We start from the raw sequence: 18,430 nt of genomic DNA on the forward strand, positions 1-18,430 counted from the left end.
GCTAAAGTTATCGCTTAATCTTTGGCTTACATAAATAAAGCAAAGCCCCTATAATAGGGGCTTTCTTATGCAGGGGCGTAGTTCGAATTGGTAGAACAGCGGTCTCCAAAACCGATGGTTGCGGGTTCGAGTCCTGCCGCCCCTGCCATATACCTCGTCTCGTACGGGGCTTTTGTGTCTTTGGTTACGTCAGATACAGGTGGGTTGTATGAGTGTTAGTTCTGAGAGCCAGGGCGGAAGCAAGGATACCCTGCTTTGGGGCCTGGTTTTCATTATCCTGGCGGCCGCTGTAGTGGGTAATTATCTGCTGAGTGATGTCATGGTTGCCGTCCGCGCCCTGGGTGTGGTCGTTGTGATTGCTGCTGCTGGTGCAGTGGCCCTGCAAACCACCAAGGGAAAGGCAACACTGGCATTCGCCCGTGAGTCTCGCCTGGAAGTCCGCAAGGTCGTATGGCCGACCCGTCAGGAAGCCATTCAGACAACCCTGATTGTGCTGGCGGTGACTGCCGTGATGGGCCTGCTGCTGTTCGTTCTGGACGGTGCCTTGGTCTGGTTGGTCAACCTGATTACCGGTGTGTAAGGATAAGCCATGACTGAACAACGTGAACAACGTATGAGATGGTATGTCGTGCAGGCATTTTCCGGCTATGAAGGCCGTGTTGCCAAATCTCTGCGTGAACATATCAAGATGCATGGCATGGAAGACATGTTCGGTGAAGTACTGGTCCCGACCGAAGAAGTGGTCGAGATGCGTGCCGGCCAGAAGCGCAAGAGTGAGCGCAAATTTTTCCCGGGTTATGTCCTGGTCCAGATGATCATGGATGAAACCACGTGGCACCTGGTACGTAACGTACCGCGCGTCATGGGTTTCATCGGCGGTACTTCCGACCGCCCGGCGCCGATCTCCGACAAAGAGGCCGATGCCATCCTGAATCGTCTGCAGGATGCCCACGACAAGCCGCGTCCGAAAACCCTGTTTGAACCGGGTGAGATGGTACGGGTTGCCGATGGTCCGTTTGCCGACTTCAACGGCACCGTTGAAGAGGTGGATTACGAGAAGAGCCGCGTGAAGGTCTCCGTACTGATCTTCGGTCGTTCTACTCCGGTTGAACTGGATTTTGGTCAGGTCGAAAAAGGCTGATCGAATTCTGTACGTTTAACGGTTGTCAGGGGCAGCGAATATCTCTATAATTCGCTGCCCCTTTATTAGTTGGGGAGCCGTTTGCAGGAGCATGTCTCCGAGGCGCTAGAACCCATATTTGAGGTAATTTCCTAATGGCTAAGAAAGTCACAGCTTATATCAAGCTGCAGGTTGCTGCTGGTGCAGCCAACCCGTCTCCTCCCGTTGGTCCTGCACTGGGTCAACACGGTGTTAACATCATGGAATTCTGTAAGGCGTTCAACGCCCGTACAGAGAAGCTGGAAAAAGGTTCACCGACTCCGGTCGTGATCACCGTTTACAGCGACCGTTCCTTCACCTTCGAAACCAAGACTCCGCCCGCTTCCTTCCTGCTGAAGAAAGCTGCTGGCATCAAGTCTGGTTCTGCCAAGCCGAACAAAGACAAGGTTGGTAAGGTGACCGTAGCTCAGCTGCAAGAAATCGCCAAGACCAAAGAGCCGGATATGACCGGTGCCGATCTGGATGCAAAAGTACGTTGCATCGCCGGCTCCGCTCGTTCCATGGGTCTGGTAGTGGAGGATTAAGACAATGGCTAAACTTTCCAAGCGTATGCGCGTTATTCGCGAAAAAGTTGACGGTACCAAAGAGTACTCCATCAACGAAGCCATTGCCCTGCTGAAAGAACTGGCTACCGCCAAGTTCGTTGAAAGCGTTGACGTTGCTGTCAACCTGGGTATCGACGCTCGTAAATCCGATCAGAACGTACGTGGTGCAACTGTACTGCCGCACGGTACCGGTCGTGACGTTCGCGTTGCCGTATTCACCCAAGGTGCCAACGCCGAAGCTGCCAAAGCTGCCGGTGCTGACCTGGTAGGTATGGATGACCTGGCCGAGCTGGTCAAAAAAGGCGAGATGAACTTCGACGTCGTTATCGCATCCCCGGATGCTATGCGTGTTGTTGGTCAGCTGGGTCAAATCCTGGGCCCGCGCGGTCTGATGCCGAACCCGAAAGTTGGTACTGTAACTCCGAACGTTGCCGAAGCCGTCAAGAACGCCAAGGCTGGTCAGGTTCGTTACCGTAACGACAAGAATGGTATCATCCATACCACTCTGGGTAAGGTTTCTTTCAACGAAGTTCAGCTGAAAGAAAACTTGGAAGCTCTGCTGGTTGCCCTGAAAAAAGGCAAACCCTCTTCCGCTAAAGGTCAATTCATCAAGAAAGTCAGCATCTCCACCACCATGGGTGCCGGTGTTGCCGTAGACCAAGCTTCTCTGGAAGCTCAGGCCTAATTGATGGGTTTTACAAGGCGCAAAATTTAATCTATAATTTTGCGCCTTGATTGGTTGGGGGTTTCGACCTCCGTCCAAGACCGCAGGAGGCTGCAAAGCCTTAATGTTTCCTGCGTAGACGGTGCCGGAAACCCAGCGAGAAAGATTCTTTCTCTTCTGGAATCCTGCTACCGCATCGTTCCCCTCTGTTGTTAAAGGTAGGGGGGATGTGTCAGTACTGGGTCTACAGACCCGGATTCAATCCAGGAGTTAAGCCAATGGCATTGGGACTCGAAGACAAAAAGGCAATTGTTGCTGAAGTCAACGAAGCTGCCAAAGGCGCCCTGTCCGCAGTTGTAGCCGATTCTCGCGGTGTGACTGTAGACAAGATGACCGTCCTGCGTAAGACCGCTCGTGAAGCTGGTGTGTACATGCGCGTTGTGCGTAACACCCTGCTGCGTCGCGCGGTTGAAGGTACCGAATACGAGTGCCTGAACGACGCATTTACCGGTCCTACCTTGATTGCTTTCTCCAACGAACACCCGGGCGCTGCCGCTCGTCTGTTCAAAGAGTTTGCCAAAGCGAACCAAAAGTTCGAAATCAAGGCTGGCGCTTTTAACGGTGAGTTTATCGCCGCAGCACAAATTGATCGTCTGGCCACGCTGCCGACCTACGAAGAAGCAATTGCGAAGTTGATGGCTACCATGAAGGAAGCCTCTGCTGGCAAGCTGGTTCGTACTATCGCTGCTGTTCGCGACCAGAAACAAGCTGCTGCTTGATTCTCGCCTATCTAGGCTGTTTGAGTTTATTCAACATCAGGAATTTTTGTCATGTCTATCACTAAAGACCAAATCATTGAAGCCGTTGCTTCCATGTCCGTAATGGAAGTTGTTGAGCTGATCGAAGCTATGGAAGAGAAGTTCGGTGTTTCTGCCGCTGCTGCCGTAATGGCTGGCCCGGCTGCTGCTGAAGCAGTAGAAGAGAAGACCGAGTTCGACGTAGTTCTGACTGCTGCCGGTGCTAACAAAGTTGCCGTTATCAAAGCCGTTCGTGGCGCCACCGGTCTGGGCCTGAAAGAAGCCAAGGACCTGGTAGAAGCTGCTCCGGCTAACCTGAAAGAAGGCATCTCCAAAGACGAAGCTGAAGCTCTGAAGAAAGAGCTGGAAGCTGCCGGTGCTTCTGTTGAGATCAAATAATCTGCATTTATGTAGATTAGCCTGATAAAACAGGCTAGGGCTGGTGAATTTTTGTTCACCAGCCTTTTTGCGCTGTAGACTGAGAGCATTTCACACCGTTTACGACTCTCGGTGCACCAGCAATCCGGACTGTTTTCTTTCGTCCGGGCCAACACAAAACGGTGTTGAGACAGAGCTGTCCCGCGGGACAGAGTGGGTCACTTATCAGCGAGCTGAGGAACCCTATGGTTTACTCTTATACCGAAAAAAAACGCATTCGTAAGGACTTCGGTAAGCGAGACCAGGTACTGGACACGCCTTATCTGTTGTCCATTCAGCTGGACTCCTTCAAGCAGTTCATCGAGGCTGACCCGGAAGGTGAATATGGCCTAGAGGCCGCTTTCCGTAGCGTTTTCCCGATCACCAGTTACTCCGGTAGTGCTGAGCTTCAGTATGTCAGCTATCGCCTGGGTGAGCCGGTATTTGACGTAAAAGAATGCCAGATCCGTGGAGTGACCTACTCCGCGCCGCTGCGTGTCAAGCTTCGTATGGTTCTGTACGACCGTGAAGCAGCTGCCGGCACCGTCAAAGACATCAAGGAACAAGAAGTATACATGGGCGAAATTCCGCTCATGACCGAGAACGGCACCTTTGTTATCAACGGTACCGAGCGGGTAATCGTCTCCCAGCTGCATCGTAGCCCGGGCGTCTTCTTCGACCACGATAAAGGCAAAACACATTCATCCGGTAAGGTGCTCTATAACGCTCGCGTTATCCCCTACCGTGGCTCCTGGCTGGACTTCGAGTTCGATGCGAAAGACAACCTGTTTGTCCGTATCGACCGTCGTCGTAAATTGCCAGCATCCATTATTCTGCGCGCCCTGGACTTCAGTTCCGAAGAAATCCTGGCCACCTTCTTCGAGACCATCGGTTTTGAAGTGAAAGATGGCAAGTTGATGATGGATCTGGTGCCTGAGCGCCTGCGTGGTGAAACTGCGACCTTTGACATCGTGGCCAATGGCGCCGTGGTGGTTGAAACCGGTCGTCGTGTGACCGCGCGTCACATCCGCCAGTTGGAAAAAGATTCCGTCACCCAGATCGAAGTGCCGGTTGAGTATGTTGTTGGCAAAGTTGCTGCCAAGGACTACGCACATCCGCAGACTGGTGAGCTGGTCGTTGCTGCCAACCAGGCCCTGAGCCTGGAAGCCATCGCCAACCTCTCCCAGGCCGGCTTCAAGCATTTCGAGGTTCTGTTCACCAACGAACTGGACCACGGTGCCTACATGTCCGAGACCCTGCGCATCGACTCCAGCACCAACCGTCTGGAAGCGCTGGTAGAGATCTACCGCATGATGCGTCCGGGCGAGCCGCCCACCCGCGAGGCCGCTGAGCAGCTGTTCGAGAACCTGTTCTTCTCCGCCGAGCGTTACGACCTGTCCACCGTTGGTCGCATGAAGTTCAACCGTCGCCTGGGTCGTGAAGACGAAACCGGCGTGGGTGTGCTGACCAAGGACGACATCGTCGAGGTGATGAAGCGCCTGATCGACATCCGTAACGGCAACGATGAAGTGGACGATATCGACCACCTGGGTAACCGTCGTATCCGTTCCGTCGGCGAAATGGCTGAAAACCAGTTCCGTGTCGGTCTGGTGCGTGTCGAGCGTGCGGTCAAGGAGCGTCTCTCCCTGGGCGACCTGGACACCCTGATGCCGCAGGATCTGATCAACGCCAAGCCGATTTCCGCCGCAGTCAAAGAGTTCTTTGGTTCCAGCCAGCTGTCCCAGTTCATGGACCAGAACAACCCGCTGTCCGAAGTGACCCACAAGCGCCGTATCTCCGCGCTGGGCCCGGGCGGTTTGACTCGTGAGCGCGCCGGCTTTGAAGTCCGAGACGTACACCCGACCCACTACGGTCGTCTGTGCCCGATCGAGACTCCTGAAGGTCCGAACATCGGTCTGATCAACTCCCTGTCCGTGTACTCTCGTACCAACGAGTACGGTTTCCTCGAGACTCCGTACCGCAAGGTCATTGACGGTGTGATCACCGACGAAGTGGACTACCTGTCTGCTATTGAAGAAGGCAAGTACGTGATCGCACAGGCTAACGCCGCGACCACCGAAGATGGCCGTCTGAAAGATGAATTGATCCCGTGCCGTCACAAAGGTGAATCCACCTTTATGAACGCCGACCAGATCCAGTATATGGACGTGAGCCCGCAGCAGATCGTATCTGTGGCAGCGGCCCTGATCCCGTTCCTGGAACACGATGACGCGAACCGCGCATTGATGGGTTCAAACATGCAACGTCAGGCTGTACCGACCCTGCGTGCTGACAAGCCGCTGGTAGGTACCGGTATGGAACGCGCTGTGGCCGTTGACTCCGGTGTAACCGTAGTCGCCAAGCGTGGTGGCATGATCGACTATGTCGATGCCTCCCGTATCGTTATCAAGGTAAATGAAGATGAGCTGTTGCCAGGCGAAGCCGGCATCGACATCTACAACCTGACCAAATACACCCGTTCCAACCAGAACACCTGTATCAACCAGCGTCCTTGCGTGATGTTGGGTGAGCCTGTGATGGCTGGCGACGTACTGGCTGACGGCCCGTCCACCGACTTGGGTGAGCTGGCGCTCGGTCAGAATATGCGCGTCGCGTTCATGCCGTGGAACGGTTACAACTTCGAAGACTCGATCCTGGTGAACGAGCGTGTTGTTCAGGAAGATCGCCTGACCACCATCCACATCCAGGAACTGGCCTGTATCTCCCGTGACACCAAACTGGGTCCGGAAGAGATCACTGCCGACATCCCGAACGTGGGTGAAGCCGCGCTGTCCAAGCTGGATGAGTCAGGTATCGTCTACGTGGGTGCCGAAGTGAAGGGCGGCGACATCCTGGTTGGTAAGGTGACCCCGAAAGGTGAAACCCAGCTGACTCCGGAAGAGAAGCTGCTGCGCGCCATCTTCGGTGAGAAGGCCTCCGATGTGAAGGACTCCTCCCTGCGTGTACCGAACGGTGTGTACGGTACCGTGGTTGACGTGCAAGTCTTTACCCGCGATGGCGTGGAAAAAGACAAGCGCGCCAAAGAAATCGAAGAGATGCAGCTGAAGGAAGCGAAGAAGGACTTGACCGAAGAGTTCAAGATCCTGGAAGACGGCATTTTCGGCCGCTCCCGCAACCTGCTGCTGGCCGCCGGTTACAGCGAAGATCGTCTGAACAAGCTGGAGCGTTCCAAGTGGTTTGAACTGGCCATCGAAGATGAAGCCAAGCAGACCGAACTGGAGCAGATCGCTGAGCAGCACGTTGAGCTGAAAGCCGAGTTCGACAAGAAGTTCGAGAACAAGCGTCGCAAGATTATCCAGGGTGATGATCTGGCGCCGGGCGTACTGAAAATCGTCAAGGTTTATCTGGCAGTCAAGCGTCGCATCCAACCGGGTGACAAGATGGCGGGCCGTCACGGTAACAAGGGTGTTATCTCCAAGATCTGCCCGGTCGAGGATATGCCTCATGACGAATTCGGCCGTCCGGTCGACATCGTACTGAACCCGTTGGGTGTACCGTCTCGTATGAACATCGGTCAGATCCTCGAAGTTCACCTGGGCCTGGCGGCCAAGGGGATCGGTGAGAAGATCGACCGCATGGTCAAAGAGCAGCGTGAGCTGCACGAGATGCGCAACTTCCTGCAACAGGTCTATGACCTGGGCGAGAAGGACTCCCAGCAAGTGAACATCGCCGAGCTGTCCGACGACGACGTGCGTACCCTGGTGGGTAACCTGCGTAAGGGTCTGCCGGTTGCTACGCCGGTCTTTGATGGTGCCAAAGAGCGCGAAATCAAGGCCCTGCTGAAGCTGGCCGATCTGCCGGAATCCGGTCAGATTGATCTGTTCGATGGCCGCACTGGTAACCGCTTCGAGCGTAAGGTAACCGTAGGTTACATGTACATGCTGAAGCTGAACCACTTGGTCGACGACAAGATGCACGCGCGTTCTACCGGTTCTTACAGCCTGGTTACCCAGCAGCCGCTGGGTGGTAAGGCTCAGTTCGGTGGTCAGCGTTTCGGTGAGATGGAAGTGTGGGCCCTGGAGGCTTACGGTGCGGCATATACCCTGCAGGAGATGCTGACCGTCAAGTCTGACGATGTGAATGGCCGTACCAAGATGTACAAGAACATCGTGGATGGCGACCACCGTATGGAGCCGGGCATGCCCGAATCCTTCAACGTATTGCTGAAGGAAATCCGCTCTCTGGGTATCAACATCGAGCTGGACGAAGAGTAAGAGCTCGCTCTTATTGTTCGAGAATTGACGTGGGCGCCCCGCTGTTTTGGCAGCCGGGGCGCCGAGGTTAGACTCCTGACAGGGGAAACACGTGAAAGACTTACTCAAGTTTTTGAAGGCTCAGACCAAGACCGAAGAGTTTGACAGTATCAAGATCGGTCTGGCCTCTCCTGACATGATCCGCTCCTGGTCATTCGGTGAGGTCAAAAAGCCTGAGACCATCAACTACCGGACTTTCAAGCCGGAGCGTGATGGTCTGTTCTGCGCCCGTATCTTCGGACCGGTGAAGGACTACGAGTGTCTGTGCGGCAAGTACAAGCGCCTGAAACACCGTGGTGTGATCTGTGAGAAGTGCGGCGTTGAAGTGACCCAGACCAAGGTCCGTCGTGAGCGTATGGGCCACATCGAGCTGGCCAGCCCGACTGCCCACATCTGGTTCCTGAAGTCCCTGCCGTCCCGTATCGGTCTGCTGCTGGACATGACCCTGCGCGACATCGAGCGCGTGCTCTACTTCGAATCCTTCGTGGTAATCGAGCCGGGCATGACCAACCTCGAACGCAGCCAGATGCTCTCCGAAGAGCAGTACCTGGATGCGCTGGAAGAGTGGGGCGACGAATTTGACGCCAAGATGGGTGCCGAAGCAATCCTGGCATTGCTGCGTGCCATCGATCTGGAAGGTGAAGTCAAGACCATGCGCGAGGAGCTGGATCAGACCAACTCCGAGACCAAGCGCAAGAAGACCACCAAGCGTCTGAAGCTGATGGAAGCCTTCCTGCAGTCCGGCAACAAGCCGGAGTGGATGATCATGACAGTGCTGCCCGTGCTGCCGCCGGACCTGCGTCCGCTGGTACCGCTGGACGGCGGCCGTTTCGCGACCTCCGATCTGAACGATCTGTACCGTCGCGTGATCAACCGTAACAACCGCTTGAAGCGTCTGCTGGATCTGGCTGCGCCGGACATCATCGTGCGCAACGAAAAGCGCATGCTGCAAGAGTCCGTCGATGCCCTGCTGGACAACGGCCGTCGTGGCCGCGCCATCACTGGCTCCAACAAGCGCCCGCTGAAATCCTTGGCCGACATGATCAAGGGTAAGCAAGGTCGTTTCCGTCAGAACCTGCTCGGTAAGCGTGTCGACTACTCCGGTCGTTCCGTTATCACCGTAGGTCCGACCCTGCGCCTGCATCAGTGCGGTCTGCCGAAGAAGATGGCGCTGGAACTGTTCAAGCCGTTCATCTATGGCAAGCTGGAAACCCGCGGCCTGGCGACCACCATCAAGGCTGCCAAGAAGATGGTTGAACGCGAAGAAGCTGTCGTTTGGGATATCCTGGACGAAGTGATCCGCGAACACCCGGTCCTGCTGAACCGTGCACCGACCCTGCACCGTCTGGGTATCCAGGCATTCGAACCGACTCTGGTCGAAGGCAAGGCAATCCAGCTGCACCCGCTCGTTTGTGCTGCGTATAACGCGGACTTCGACGGTGACCAGATGGCTGTTCACGTACCGCTGACCCTGGAAGCCCAGCTGGAAGCGCGTGCGCTGATGATGTCTACCAACAACATCCTGTCGCCTGCCTCCGGTGAACCGATCATCGTTCCTTCTCAGGACGTGGTCTTGGGTCTGTACTACATGACCCGTGCCCGTATCAACGCCAAGGGCGAAGGTATGGTGCTGTCCGGTCCGAAAGAGGCCGAGAAGGTTTACCGTGCCGGCCTGGCTGACCTGCATGCGCGCGTCAAGTGCCGCATCACCGAGTACGTGAAGAACGAAGCCGGTGAACTGGTTGCCAAGACCGAAATGAAGAACACCACCGTTGGTCGTGCGATCCTGAGCCTGATCCTGCCGAAAGGCATGGAATACGCCCTGATTGACGAGCCGAAGGTGCTGAGCGCTGCCGAGCAAGCCGATCTGGACGCCAATCCGCAAAACTGGATCAAGTGCGTATCCAACAAGGCGCTGGGCAAGAAGCTGATCTCTCGTCTGCTGAACACCTGCTATCGCAAGCAGGGCCTGAAGGACACCGTTATCTTCGCTGACCAGCTGATGTATACCGGTTTCCACTATGCGGCCCTGTCCGGTGCGTCCGTTGGTATCGATGACATGGTCATCCCGGATGCCAAGAAAGACATCATCGCCGCAGCCGAAGCCGAAGTTGCCGAGATCCAGGATCAGTTCCTGTCCGGTCTGGTGACTGCGGGCGAACGCTACAACAAGGTTATCGATATCTGGGCCAGCGCCAACGAGCGCGTCTCCAAGGCCATGATGGAGAACTTGTCCAAAGAGCGTAACGTCAACTCGCTGGGTGACGAAGAAGAGCAGGCCTCGTTCAACAGCATCTTTATGATGGCCGACTCTGGTGCGCGGGGTTCCGCAGCCCAGATCCGTCAGCTGGCCGGTATGCGTGGCCTGATGGCCAAGCCGGATGGCTCCATCATCGAGACCCCGATCATCGCGAACTTCCGTGAAGGTCTGAACGTACTGCAGTACTTTATCTCCACTCACGGTGCTCGTAAGGGTCTGGCGGATACCGCACTGAAGACCGCGAACTCCGGTTACCTGACTCGTCGTCTGGTAGACGTGGCGCAGGACATGGTGATCACCGAGGACGATTGCGGCACTACCGACGGTCTGTGGATGACTCCGCTGATCGAGGGTGGCGACGTAGTCGAGCCGCTGCGTGAGCGCGTGCTGGGTCGTGTGGTGGCGGAAGACGTCATCAAGCCGGGTACCGAGGACGAGATCCTGGTGGCTCGCAACACCCTGCTCGACGAGCAGCTGTGTGACCTGCTGGAGCGTAACTCCGTTGACCGTGTGAAGGTACGTTCTGCCATCACTTGTGAGACCGACTTCGGTAACTGTGCCCACTGCTATGGTCGCGACCTGGCCCGTGGTCACCTGGTTAACAAGGGTGAGGCTGTCGGTGTTATCGCCGCCCAGTCCATCGGTGAACCGGGTACCCAGCTGACCATGCGTACCTTCCACATCGGTGGTGCCGCATCTCGTGCCGCAGCAGAAAGCAGCATCCAGGTGAAGAACACCGGTAGCATCAAGCTGCAGAACGCCAAGTTCGTTCACAACAGCGAAGACAAACTGGTTATCACCTCTCGTTCAACCGAACTGACCATCATGGATGACATGGGCCGTACCAAGGAAAGCCACAAGCTGCCTTACGGTGCCGTGCTGGAAGTGAAGGACGGTCAGGCCGTGAACGCTGGCGATACCGTTGCCAACTGGGATCCGCACACTCACCCGATCATCACCGAAGTGGCAGGTCGTCTGCACTTCGAACACATGATCGACGGCGTGACCATCACTCGTCAGACCGACGAGCTGACCGGTCTCTCCTCTATCGTCGTGCTGGACGTCAACGAGCGTCCGAGCGCCGGTAAAGAGATGCGTCCGACCGTGAAACTGGTCGACCTGAACGGCAATGATGTGATGATCCCGGGTACCGATGTAGCCGCCCAGTACTTCCTGCCGGGCAAGGCGATCGTGAACCTGGAAGATGGTGCCAACGTGGGTGTGGGTGACGCGGTTGCGCGTATCCCGCAGGAATCCGGCGGTACCAAGGACATCACCGGTGGTCTGCCGCGCGTTGCGGATCTGTTCGAAGCACGTCAACCGAAAGAGCCGGCTATCCTGGCCGAGATCTCCGGTACCATCTCCTTCGGTAAAGAGACCAAGGGCAAGCGCCGTCTGGTCATCACTCCGACCGATGGTGGCAACGTCTACGAGGAGATGATTCCGAAGTGGCGTAACCTGAACGTGTTCGAAGGTGAAAAAGTTGAGAAGGGTGAAGTACTGGCGGACGGTCCCGAGTCTGCTCACGACATCCTGCGTCTGCGCGGTATCAGCCCGGTCGCCAACTACATCGCCAACGAAGTGCAGGACGTTTACCGTCTGCAGGGCGTTAAGATCAACGACAAGCACATCGAAGTCATCGTTCGTCAGATGCTGCGCAAGTGCGAGATCCTGACTGCTGGCGACACCGACCTGATCGAAGGCGAACAGGTTGAAGTGGCTCGCGTGAAGATTGCCAACCGTAAGCTGGTTGCCGAGGGCAAGACCCCTGCGACCTACCGTCACGTGCTGATGGGTATTACCAAGGCGTCTCTGAGCACCGAGTCCTTCATCTCCGCAGCTTCCTTCCAGGAAACCACTCGCGTTCTGACCGAAGCCGCCGTAGGTGGCAAGCGTGACGAACTGCGTGGTCTGAAAGAGAACGTCATCGTGGGTCGTCTGATCCCGGCCGGTACCGGTTTTGCGTACCACCATGGCCGGATCAACCAGCGTGCTGCCGCAGCTCGTGCTGTTGGCACCCCGCAGGTGACCGCTGATGAGGCTCAACAGAACCTGGCGGATCTGCTGAACGCAGCCGGTAGCTTCGACGAAGAGTAATCTCTTCTCCATGATTAAAAAGGGCTCCTTCAGGGAGCCCTTTTTGTTGGTGTTTTCATCGTCAAAGTCAGGTCTGGCACGGTTTTCAGGATGATCCAGAGCAAAGTTGTAGAGTAAAAAATCAAAAAAAAGTTGACTTTAATGCCCTGCAATTTAAAACTCGGAAAAGTTGAACGGTTATTACAGGGGTAGAACATGACTGTCGGTATCGAGGAGGCCATGCTTCCCGAAGAACAGCTGATCAGCCGCACTTTTACAGATGAAGACAGGGAATTGTTGCGCTCATATGACGGGCTCATCGATGGCTTGGCCGAGTTGTTCGGCAAGCATTGTGAAGTGGTGCTTCACTCCCTGGAGAATCTGCATGAGTCGGTGATCAAGATCGCCAACGGATTCAATACCGGACGCTCCCTGGGGGCGCCCATCACCGATCTGGCCTTGCGTATGCTCAAGGATATCGAGAGCACGGGGCAAGATTACACGCATAGCTATTTTGCCCGCAGCCGCACCGGTGCCCTGATGAAGTCGAGCACCATCGCCATCCGGAATAGCGAGCGGCAGGTGATCGGCCTTATCTGCATCAATCTGCACATCAATGCCCCCTTCCACGAGTTCGTGGCCGAATTTTTCCCGACGCCACAGCAGGTTGCGCGTCAGTCTCCCGAGACATTTGCCAACAGCGTCGAGGAGCTGGTTGCCCAGACGGTGGACAATACCATCGACGAAATCAACCGCGATCCGACCGTAGCCAACAATGCTAAGAACCGGTTTATCGTGACCCAGTTGTTCGAGAAAGGAATTTTCGACATCAAGGATTCGATCAACCTGGTGGCGGACAAACTGAATATTTCCAAACATACCGTTTATCTCTACATCCGGCAGCGCAAGCAGGGTGAAGACGAAAACGAATAATCATTCCAGAAGGGGATACATGAATGGCTAAAGAAGTTATTGCAACCGACAAGGCACCCGCTGCGATTGGTCCGTATGTTCAGGCGACCAAGGTGGGTGAGATGATCTTTACTTCAGGACAGATCCCGCTTGATCCGGCTACCATGGAGATTGTCGAAGGCGGTATCGAAGCCCAGGCTGAGCAGGTAATGAAGAATCTGGTTGCCGTGCTGAAAGCGGCTGGTGCTGATGCCGGCAAGGTGGTGAAGACCACCTGCTTCCTGAGCGACATGAATAACTTCGTGGCCTTCAACCAGGTTTATGCCCGTTACTTTGGCGACGCAGCCCCGGCCCGCTCCTGTGTGGAAGTGGCCCGTTTGCCGAAAGATGTGCTGGTTGAAGTGGAAGCCATTGCCCACCTCTGATCGCTCTGGTTGAACAAGCCCCTCCTGGCAGGGGCTTTTTTGTTTTTGGCGTACAATGGACAGGCATCAGCACAGGAGCCTGATATGAGTTTGAGTTTTGCCCTCCTGGTGACCGGACCTGCCTATGGTACCCAGTCTGCCAGTACCGCCTATCGTTTTGCCCGTAGCCTGTTGGCGCAGGGGCATACCCTTTCCCATCTGTTTTTCTATCAGGACGGTGTCTACAACGGCAACGGCCTCCATGCGCCCGCTTCCGATGAAACGGATCTGGTGCGTCTGTGGCGAGAGTTGGCGATAGAGCAGGGGATCCGGATCGATGTCTGTGTCGCCGCCGCCATGCGCCGTGGCGTACTCGATGAACAGGAGGCCAAGGGGGTTGGACATGATCACTTCAATCTGCAGGCCCCCTTCTGCCTGAGTGGTCTGGGGCAGCTGGCCGAGGCGACCTTGATGGCCGATCGGCTGGTCCAGTTCTAGGAGAGGGTCATGATCAAAAAAATTGCATTTATTTGCCGCCGTGGACCTCATGGCCATGCGGCCGGGCGAGAGGGACTGGATGCCCTGCTGGCCACGTCGGCGCTTACCGAATTAGTGGCACTCTTTCTGATCGGTGACGGCGTGCTGCAACTGGTCAAGGAGCAGCAACCTGCCGGTATCCTGCAGCGTCACTATGCACCGACCTTCAAGATGCTGGAACTCTACGATATCGAGGAGGTCTATGTCTGTGCTGACTCACTGGCCGAGCGCGGGCTGACCCTCGATGATCTGCTCATTCAGGTCGAGAGCATGCCACGGGAGGCATTGGCTCGCTGCTGGGCACAATGTTCGGCTCACATCAGTTTCTGAGGTCTTCATGTTGCATCTGATTATGAACTCCCCCTTCCAGAGCCAGGCGTTGGCGCAAGCGTTGGCATACTGTCAGCCGGAAGACGAGCTGGTATTGATGCAGGATGCGGTGATCGCCGCATCGGCGCCACACTGGTGTGAACAGCTGGCAGGCATACCGCTCTATGTCATGCAGGAAGACCTGCAGGCTCGCGGATTGTCCCATCGCGTGGGGGCAGAGATCGATATGGCGGGTCTGGTCGCCTTGATTGCACAAAAAGGGTCCCCACTGACCTGGGGGGAGTGACAGGATTATTTTCAATATAATTCAGATGGTTATTATGGCTTTCGGTGGTTTGCGCTGCGCCGTCCATGCCGCGAATTGTATAAATCTTGACTCCCTAGACAACAGGGCATAAAATTTCGCGTCCCCGTATCTGCGGGGAGGATTTTTCACATGTTTATGAAGTCATTATCAGGAGCCTTTTGATGGCAACTATTAACCAGTTGGTTCGCAAGCCACGCACTAAGCTCGTTGTTAAGAGCAACGTGCCTGCGCTGGAAGCGTGCCCTCAGAAGCGTGGCGTGTGCACCCGTGTATACACCACCACCCCGAAGAAGCCTAACTCTGCACTGCGTAAAGTATGCCGTGTACGTCTGACCAACGGCTTCGAAGTCACCTCCTACATCGGCGGTGAAGGTCACAACCTGCAAGAGCACTCTGTTGTTCTGATCCGTGGCGGTCGTGTAAAAGACTTGCCTGGTGTTCGTTACCACACCGTTCGTGGTGCGCTGGACTGTGCCGGTGTTAAAGACCGTAAGCAGGCTCGCTCCAAGTACGGCGTGAAGCGTCCGAAAGCTTAATGGTTCTCCGTTAAGTAAGGCCAAACGTTAATTCGTTTCTAGTTAGATAACTTTCTAGTTTTGGGTAACCCCTGAAGTTCACGGAGAATTGAAATGCCAAGACGTCGTGTTGTTGGTCAGCGTAAAATCCTGCCGGATCCCAAGTTCGGATCAGAGCTGCTGGCTAAATTCGTCAACGTAGTAATGGTTGACGGTAAGAAATCTGTTTCCGAAGCCATCGTATACGGTGCTCTGGATATCATTGCCGCTAAATCCGGCAAAGAGCACCTGGCTGTATTTGAAGAAGCTCTGGATAACATTCGTCCGGCGGTCGAGGTTAAATCTCGTCGCGTCGGTGGTGCAACCTATCAGGTACCGGTAGAAGTTCGTCCGGTTCGTCGCAATGCTCTGGCAATGCGCTGGTTGGTTGATGCCGCTCGTAAACGTGGTGAAAAATCAATGGCTCAGCGTTTGGCTGGCGAGCTGCTGGATGCCGCTGAGAACAAGGGTTCGTCTGTCAAGAAACGTGAAGACGTTCACCGTATGGCTGAAGCGAACAAGGCCTTCGCTCACTTCCGCTGGTAATCCGCTTGCGCAGGGTCTTCTGGCTCTGCGCACCTTTAATTATCTAGGGACAAGCGCCTTAGTAAGAGGATGACAATGGCTCGTACAACCCCCATTGAGCGTTATCGTAACATCGGTATCTCCGCTCACATTGACGCCGGTAAGACTACTACTACCGAGCGTGTACTGTTTTACACCGGTGTAAGCCACAAGATCGGTGAAGTTCACGATGGCGCTGCCACCATGGACTGGATGGAACAGGAACAAGAGCGTGGTATTACCATCACCTCCGCCGCGACCACCGCTTTCTGGTCCGGTATGGGTAAACAGTTCCAACCGCACCGTATCAACATCATCGATACCCCGGGCCACGTTGACTTTACTATCGAAGTAGAGCGCTCCATGCGTGTTCTGGACGGTGCCGTAATGGTGTACTGTGCCGTAGGTGGCGTACAGCCACAGTCTGAAACCGTATGGCGTCAGGCTAACAAGTACAAGGTTCCCCGTATCGCGTTCGTCAACAAGATGGACCGTACCGGTGCCAACTTCCTGCGTTGCGTTGAGCACATCAAGACCCGTCTGAAAGGCACTCCGGTTCCTCTGCAGCTGAACATCGGCTCCGAAGAGAACTTCAAGGGTGTTATCGACCTGGTCAAGATGAAGGCCATCAACTGGAACGAAGCTGACCAAGGCGTTTCCTTCGACTACGAAGACGTCCCGGCCGAGCTGCTGGAACAAGCGCAAGAAATGCGCATGAACCTGGTTGAAGCTGCTGCAGAAGCCTCTGAAGACTTGATGGAAAAATACTTGGGCGGTGAAGAGCTGACCGAGGAAGAGATCAAGCAAGCTCTGCGTCAGCGCGTGCTGAACAACGAAATCATCCTGGTAACCTGTGGCTCCGCGTTCAAGAACAAGGGCGTACAGGCAATGCTGGATGCGGTTGTTGAGTACCTGCCTGCTCCGACCGACGTTGCTGCTATCGACGGCCTGAAAATGGACGGCGAAACCAAAGACGTGCGTCACGCTTCTGACGACGAGCCGTTCTCTGCTCTGGCGTTCAAGATCGCTACCGACCCGTTCGTTGGTAACCTGACCTTCTTCCGCGTGTACTCCGGTGTGGTTAACTCCGGTGACTCCGTGCTGAACTCCGTCAAGGACAAGCGCGAGCGTTTCGGCCGTATCGTTCAGATGCACGCCAACAAGCGTGAAGAGATCAAAGAAGTTCGCGCAGGCGATATCGCTGCTGCCATCGGTCTGAAAGACGTGACCACTGGTGACACCCTGTGTGACGAAAAAGCGCCGATCATCCTCGAGCGTATGGAATTCCCGGAGCCGGTAATCTCCATCGCGGTTGAGCCGAAAACCAAGGCTGACCAAGAGAAGATGGGCTTGGCACTGGGCCGTCTGGCTCAGGAAGACCCGTCCTTCCGCGTATGGACCGACGAAGAGTCTGGCCAAACCATCATCGCCGGTATGGGTGAGCTGCACTTGGACATCATCGTTGACCGTATGCGTCGCGAGTTCAAGGTTGAAGCCAACGTAGGTAAGCCGCAGGTGGCCTACCGTGAAACCATCCGCAACACCGTTAAAGACGTTGAAGGCAAGCATGCCAAGCAGTCTGGTGGTCGTGGTCAGTACGGTCACGTTGTGATCGACATGTACCCGCTGGAAGAAGGCAAAGGCTACGAGTTCGTCAACGACATCAAAGGCGGTGTCATTCCTGGTGAATTCGTCCCGGGTGTCGACAAAGGCATCCAGGAGCAGCTCAAGTCTGGTCCTCTGGCTGGTTACCCGGTTATGGATCTGGGCGTGCGTCTGCACTTCGGTTCCTACCACGATGTTGACTCTTCCGAACTGGCGTTCAAGATCGCTGCTTCCATGGCCTTCAAGGCTGGCTTCATGAAAGCCAACCCGGTTCTGCTGGAACCGATCATGAAAGTAGAAGTCGAAACTCCGGAAGATTACATGGGCGACGTTATCGGTGACCTGAACCGTCGTCGTGGTCTGATCGAAGGTATGGAAGATGGCCCGTCCGGCAAGATCGTACGTGCCCTGGTGCCGCTGGCTGAAATGTTCGGCTACGCGACTGACCTGCGTTCCGCCACTCAAGGTCGTGCCTCCTACGCAATGGAATTCGGTAAGTATGCAGATGCCCCGAACAACATTGCCCAGGCTGTGATCGAAGAGCGCAAATCCAAGTAATTTAAGATTCCCCGCCTACGACGGTAGGCGGGTTTAACCTAGAAGGACTACGTCGTGTCTAAAGAAAAATTTGAGCGTTCCAAACCGCACGTAAACGTCGGCACCATCGGCCACGTTGACCACGGTAAAACCACCCTGACCGCTGCTATCACCAACGTGCTGGCCAAGCACTTCGGTGGTAAAGCTTTCGCCTTCGACCAGATCGACAAGGCACCGGAAGAGCGTGAGCGTGGTATCACCATCAACACCTCCCACGTAGAATACGACACTGCTACCCGTCACTACGCTCACGTAGACTGCCCGGGTCACGCCGACTACGTTAAAAACATGATCACCGGTGCTGCCCAGATGGACGGCGCTATCCTGGTAGTAGCTGCGACTGACGGCCCGATGCCGCAGACCCGTGAGCACATCCTGCTGGGTCGTCAGGTAGGCGTTCCGTACAT

Annotated in this window: 17 protein-coding genes and 1 tRNA gene; all 18 read left to right on the forward strand. The window is 55.5% G+C overall.

The window, feature by feature from the left end:
* Positions 1 to 71 precede the first annotated feature (71 nt).
* Positions 72 to 148, forward strand: a tRNA-Trp gene (locus BN1123_RS03205).
* A 60-nt stretch (positions 149 to 208) separates the two neighbouring features.
* Positions 209 to 580, forward strand: a complete 372-nt coding sequence (gene secE, locus BN1123_RS03210) for a preprotein translocase subunit SecE (protein WP_026456245.1) — start codon at positions 209 to 211, stop codon at positions 578 to 580.
* 9 nt (positions 581 to 589) lie between these two features.
* Complete coding sequence (gene nusG / locus BN1123_RS03215) at positions 590 to 1,141, forward strand: transcription termination/antitermination protein NusG (RefSeq protein WP_005306318.1); 552 nt, start codon at positions 590 to 592, stop codon at positions 1,139 to 1,141.
* 134 nt (positions 1,142 to 1,275) lie between these two features.
* Positions 1,276 to 1,704: a 50S ribosomal protein L11 gene (gene rplK / locus BN1123_RS03220; protein WP_026456244.1), complete on the forward strand. Its 429-nt coding sequence runs from the start codon at positions 1,276 to 1,278 to the stop codon at positions 1,702 to 1,704.
* A gap of 4 nt (positions 1,705 to 1,708) precedes the next feature.
* Positions 1,709 to 2,410 carry a 50S ribosomal protein L1 gene (gene rplA / locus BN1123_RS03225; protein ID WP_026456243.1) on the forward strand — a complete coding sequence of 234 codons (702 nt, stop codon included), beginning with the start codon at positions 1,709 to 1,711 and terminating at the stop codon, positions 2,408 to 2,410.
* 257 nt (positions 2,411 to 2,667) lie between these two features.
* Entirely contained in the window at positions 2,668 to 3,168 is a 501-nt protein-coding gene (rplJ, locus tag BN1123_RS03230) for a 50S ribosomal protein L10 (protein WP_005339895.1), read from the forward strand.
* Between the two features lie 51 nt (positions 3,169 to 3,219).
* A complete protein-coding gene (rplL, locus tag BN1123_RS03235) occupies positions 3,220 to 3,585 on the forward strand; it encodes a 50S ribosomal protein L7/L12 (protein ID WP_026456242.1) in 366 nt (121 codons plus the stop codon).
* A gap of 224 nt (positions 3,586 to 3,809) precedes the next feature.
* The gene (rpoB, locus tag BN1123_RS03240; RefSeq protein WP_042025333.1) at positions 3,810 to 7,838 is read left to right on the forward strand and encodes a DNA-directed RNA polymerase subunit beta; all 4,029 of its coding nucleotides are present in this window, start codon (positions 3,810 to 3,812) and stop codon (positions 7,836 to 7,838) included.
* Between the two features lie 91 nt (positions 7,839 to 7,929).
* Entirely contained in the window at positions 7,930 to 12,234 is a 4,305-nt protein-coding gene (gene rpoC / locus BN1123_RS03245; RefSeq protein WP_042025334.1) for a DNA-directed RNA polymerase subunit beta', read from the forward strand.
* Between the two features lie 195 nt (positions 12,235 to 12,429).
* A complete protein-coding gene (locus tag BN1123_RS03250) occupies positions 12,430 to 13,146 on the forward strand; it encodes a helix-turn-helix transcriptional regulator (RefSeq protein WP_042025337.1) in 717 nt (238 codons plus the stop codon).
* Positions 13,147 to 13,169: 23 nt separating this feature from the next.
* On the forward strand, positions 13,170 to 13,550 hold the full coding sequence (locus tag BN1123_RS03255; protein WP_026456688.1) for a RidA family protein: 381 nt from the start codon (positions 13,170 to 13,172) through the stop codon (positions 13,548 to 13,550).
* 84 nt (positions 13,551 to 13,634) lie between these two features.
* Positions 13,635 to 14,027, forward strand: a complete 393-nt coding sequence (gene tusD, locus BN1123_RS03260) for a sulfurtransferase complex subunit TusD (RefSeq protein WP_042025340.1) — start codon at positions 13,635 to 13,637, stop codon at positions 14,025 to 14,027.
* A gap of 12 nt (positions 14,028 to 14,039) precedes the next feature.
* Positions 14,040 to 14,396, forward strand: a complete 357-nt coding sequence (gene tusC / locus BN1123_RS03265) for a sulfurtransferase complex subunit TusC (protein ID WP_042025348.1) — start codon at positions 14,040 to 14,042, stop codon at positions 14,394 to 14,396.
* 7 nt (positions 14,397 to 14,403) lie between these two features.
* Positions 14,404 to 14,682: a sulfurtransferase complex subunit TusB gene (gene tusB / locus BN1123_RS03270; protein ID WP_042025343.1), complete on the forward strand. Its 279-nt coding sequence runs from the start codon at positions 14,404 to 14,406 to the stop codon at positions 14,680 to 14,682.
* A gap of 182 nt (positions 14,683 to 14,864) precedes the next feature.
* A complete protein-coding gene (gene rpsL, locus BN1123_RS20680) occupies positions 14,865 to 15,239 on the forward strand; it encodes a 30S ribosomal protein S12 (protein ID WP_026456685.1) in 375 nt (124 codons plus the stop codon).
* Between the two features lie 93 nt (positions 15,240 to 15,332).
* Positions 15,333 to 15,803: a 30S ribosomal protein S7 gene (gene rpsG, locus BN1123_RS03280; RefSeq protein ID WP_026456684.1), complete on the forward strand. Its 471-nt coding sequence runs from the start codon at positions 15,333 to 15,335 to the stop codon at positions 15,801 to 15,803.
* A gap of 75 nt (positions 15,804 to 15,878) precedes the next feature.
* A complete protein-coding gene (fusA, locus tag BN1123_RS03285) occupies positions 15,879 to 17,984 on the forward strand; it encodes an elongation factor G (protein WP_026456683.1) in 2,106 nt (701 codons plus the stop codon).
* 54 nt (positions 17,985 to 18,038) lie between these two features.
* Positions 18,039 to 18,430 (forward strand): GTP-binding protein (locus BN1123_RS03290; protein WP_042025301.1); only part of this gene is annotated, 392 nt, incomplete at its 3' end.

This window comes from Aeromonas enteropelogenes, from assembly GCF_000819845.1.
Classification (GTDB): Bacteria; Pseudomonadota; Gammaproteobacteria; order Enterobacterales; family Aeromonadaceae; genus Aeromonas; species Aeromonas enteropelogenes.